2 protein-coding genes and 1 pseudogene are annotated in these 3,726 nt (G+C 65.4%); 2 read left to right on the top strand and 1 reads right to left on the bottom strand.

The window, feature by feature from the left end:
- Positions 1-135: 135 nt before the first annotated feature.
- Positions 136-374: pseudogene (locus ACFHWU_RS28765) on the bottom strand (IS1634 family transposase); the annotation flags it as partial.
- 398 nt (positions 375-772) lie between these two features.
- On the opposite strand from ACFHWU_RS28765, the gene ACFHWU_RS28770 reads away from it, so the two are divergent.
- Positions 773-2,782 (top strand): GNAT family N-acetyltransferase, encoded by a 2,010-nt coding sequence (locus ACFHWU_RS28770; protein WP_416592244.1) that lies wholly within the window; start codon positions 773-775, stop codon positions 2,780-2,782.
- Positions 2,775-3,215 (top strand): hypothetical protein, encoded by a 441-nt coding sequence (locus ACFHWU_RS28775; protein ID WP_416592245.1) that lies wholly within the window; start codon positions 2,775-2,777, stop codon positions 3,213-3,215. Before ACFHWU_RS28770 ends, ACFHWU_RS28775 begins: the two co-directional genes overlap by 8 nt.
- Positions 3,216-3,726: the final 511 nt, after the last annotated feature.

Genomic DNA, 3,726 nt, shown 5'->3' on the forward strand with positions numbered 1-3,726 from the left:
GCCCTGAAAGCCGACATCCGTTCCTGGATCGCCGACTGGAACACCAACCCGAGACCGTTCATATGGACCAAGACCGCCGAAGAGATCCTCGAGTCACTCGCCCGATTTTGTAGGCGAGTTTCCGGCGCAGGACACTAGGGTGGCGAACACGATGGTCAGGTGGGCCTCGATCGATTCGTGGGTGTGGTGGAACACCGGTCGCGTGGCGAGGTCCGTCTTGGACATGCGGAAGCTCTTTTCGACCTGGAGAAGTCGGCTGTAGGCGCCGATGATCTGGTCGGGATCAGGGTTCGGCAGGTTGGTCACGTAGCCCTTGATCCCGGCCAGGGCGCGGTTTTCGCTTCGAGGGCGCGGTTGACGGTCTTGGTCGCGCCGGCAGCCTACTGGCCCCCGTCGGGTAGCGGTCGTCCGGCGCGCCGGGATGCCCCCCGTCCGGCCCTGCGGCGGGGGAATCTGGGCCAGCCCGGCTCGGTCGGCCTCCACAGTAGCCGCTGTCCGCACCGGGCCGCACCCACGGCTCAGGATGACGCCCGGCCCGCCGGGCAGCCGGGAGCCGAACCGAATATTCGAGCCCCCCACGCAGCCTAGTTCTGGTTCAAAGATCAAGAAGGCCATGACCAGGGCGGACAAGGTCCCGGGAACCCGCAACGTCTCGGCAAGCCGGTCGAGTGTCAATCTTTAGGACGCGCGGGTGATGTCGTCGGAGCGATCAGGCGGGCACACTGCGTCCATGTCGCTCTCGACTTCGCCTGGACCTGTTCAGCTAGAGACGGTGGAACCTGACGACAGCGACGCTGTCGCGCAGGCGTTCGAGCTCGGCTGTCAGTTCAAGGCTCGACTCGGTATGCAGATGCGTGGGGCCTACGAGCAAGCGGCCGGGGATGGGCACCTGCTGGTGGCCAAACAAGAAGGCAGAGTGATCGGGTTCGCACTCTACGGAATCGCCTATCAGCGAGTCCGCCTCGCCTACCTGTGCGTGAGCCCGGAGCGCCGCCGTGGCGGAATCGCCACGATGTTTGTGGAGCACCTCTCGACGAAGCACTCTGATCTGGCCGGCATAAGCGTCAAGTGCCGCCAGGACTATGGGATCGACAAGCTGTGGATCGATCTTGGATTTCACAAGAGATCACAGGTACGGGGGCGAAGCCACAACGGCCACCTTCTCGACGTCTGGTGGCGTGACCACGGGCACCCGGATCTCTTCTCACGACAGGATCCGCCTCTGCTGCGAGCTGCCCTGGACAACAACATCATCCGCGACCTGGGCCCGGCCCAGAGCCGACCAGGTGCCAGCGAATCGCTGGCACTCCTCGCCGACCACCTCGCTGACCAACTCGAGTTGGTGGTCACGACCTCGGTCCGTCGAGAGATCTCCGACTTGGATCCCGGCACGATAAGGGACGCCTGCGAGGAGGTGATGAGCAGGTGCACACCACTCGCACCTGTCTCACAAGCCGTCAAGGCCGCCCAGAAGTTCCTCCTGGACCGGATAGACGCCGAACACCGCCCGTATCCCGCTGGTCGACGGGATGAATACGACCTGCGCCACGTCGCCTCGGCCGCAGCGGCAAAGGTCGGTGTTTTCGTCACGCACGACAATCGGCTGATCAGCATCCTAAGAAGACCAGCCCGGGCCCTGGGGTTACGCATCCTCGAGCCGGCCGATGTCGTCGTGCACCTCGACGAACTCACACGAGCCGAGGCATACCAGCCAGTGGCGTTGCTCGGCACCGGCTACCAGCTCAAGGCCCTGGGATCGGAGCAGGATCACGCGGTCGAGCACCTGGCGGCGACGCTGATCGGCGAGAGCCGCAAGGACTTTCTCCGCCGAGTTCATGCCCTCGCCGTCGCACGCACTCAGCGTTGTGCAGTGGTCACCCCGGGCGGGGACGTCGCCGCTCTGTACGTGACCGGCCAGCATGACTTCGCGCTTACCGTGTCGCTGTTGCGGGTGGCCAACCAGCCCTTGGCCGACACCATGGCTCGTCAATTGTTGCTGATCCTGCGCAACCAGTGCCGCGCCAACAAGCTCGCCGCGATCGTGGTCGACGACCCTCACCTGTCGCCTGGAACGCAGCGCGCGCTGCTCGACGACGGCTTCCAACAGATCGACGGCAGGTGGACTGCGTTCGTCATCGACACCTGCGGCACAGCGGCCGACGTCGAACGGGACGTCAGCGCGGTAGCGCGCCATCTCGACCTACCCGAGCCAACACCGTTAAGATCAACTATGCCTACCGCCGTCGTCGCTCAGTTGGAGCGCAACTGGTGGCCGGCGAAGATCATCGACACCACGCTGCCCACCTACGTCGTGTCGATCCAGCAACGGTGGTCGAACCAGCTGTTCGGCGTGCCCACACCACTGTGGCGCGAGGATCTCGGTCTCAGCCGCGAGCACGTCTACTACCGCGCCGCCACAGGCGGCCCCGTCGCTCCCGCCCGCATCCTGTGGTACATGAGCGGCAACACACCAGCCGCGCCGGGCATCATCGGATGCTCCCAGCTGGAGCTGGTTGTCATCGGCACGCCAGCGGACCTGCACGACCGCTTCCAGCACCTCGGCGTCTGGGAACTTTCACAGATCCAGGGCAACGGGGCAAGTCAACGACGACAAGCCCTGCGTGTCACCAATACCGAGATCTTCCCTCACCCGATACCACTCCCGCGGCTGAAGGTCCTCAGCGGGTCACGAACCGGCCTGCTCTACCCGCTTTCACCACGCAAGATCGAACCTGAACTGTTCGCTCAAATCTACCGGGAAGGTTTCGATCAGGATGCGTAAAGAGCCGCCAGCCCTGCTGCTGTCCGTACGGCCGCGCTTCGCTGAAGCAATTCTCTCGGGCCATAAGACAGTCGAGGTGCGCCGCCGCCGAGTCGCCGCCCGCGAGGGTTCACCCGTCGTCCTGTACGCCAGCTCGCCGGTGATGGCCGTCGTGGGAACCGCGCAGCTTGAACGGTCCGAGACACTCAGCGTGCAAGACGCCTGGAGCAGCCACGGACACGCGATGGGAATCAACCGACGCGAGTTCGACGACTATCTGGCCGGGACCGAGACCGCCTGCCTGCTCTTCCTGGCCAAGGCGCTACCCCTGGGCGCCCCTCTTCCGCTAAACGACCTGAGAAGCAGCCGAGCCTTCCACCCACCTCAAAGCTATCGATACGTAGCGGAATCCGACCCCACCGCGATCCGACAACTGGCGGCCCAGCGGGCATAAGTTGACCTCTCGAGCGGGCAGGCGAGAGTGCCGGACTACGAGGACAACAACCCGCTTCGGTCATACAGCAGCCGAAGTCGCTGGAGGGTGATCGACCCGTCCCACGCCGTGCGGAAAGATCGTTGACACCCCCGCGTGTCGGCTGCCGGTAGGGACGGAGGTGTGCCTCACCTGCGCAGCACCTCGGCGGCAGCAGCGAGCACCGCGGCCGCCGTTCCGATTCCCACTGCCCATGCTGGGCTGTGCGCGGCGGCCAGTCCCGCTCCGGCTGCCACAGCGGCAATCGCCGCCAGTCGCCGCCACCGGATCGGCGACACCTGGGAGGAACACCAGCGATGCCCGCACCTAAGAAGTACTCCGACGAGCTGCGTGAGCGTGCGACCCGGTTGGCCCTCGACGCGCGCCGGGACCCGGCGTCCGCTGTCGGCGCGATCCGGCGGATCGCCGATCGGCGGATTCCAGGGGTCGTCGCAACACCTCGACGAAGGGGTGTGCCATGGGAAGACCTCCG

This window comes from Micromonospora sp. LOL_015 (genome assembly GCF_048060275.1).
Taxonomy (GTDB): Bacteria; Actinomycetota; Actinomycetes; order Mycobacteriales; family Micromonosporaceae; genus Micromonospora_E.

Bases quoted from the DNA above. Each gene is read 5' to 3' on its own strand.
- ACFHWU_RS28775 (WP_416592245.1), top strand. From the start codon at position 2,775: ATGCGTAAAGAGCCGCCAGCCCTGCTGCTGTCCGTACGGCCGCGCTTC.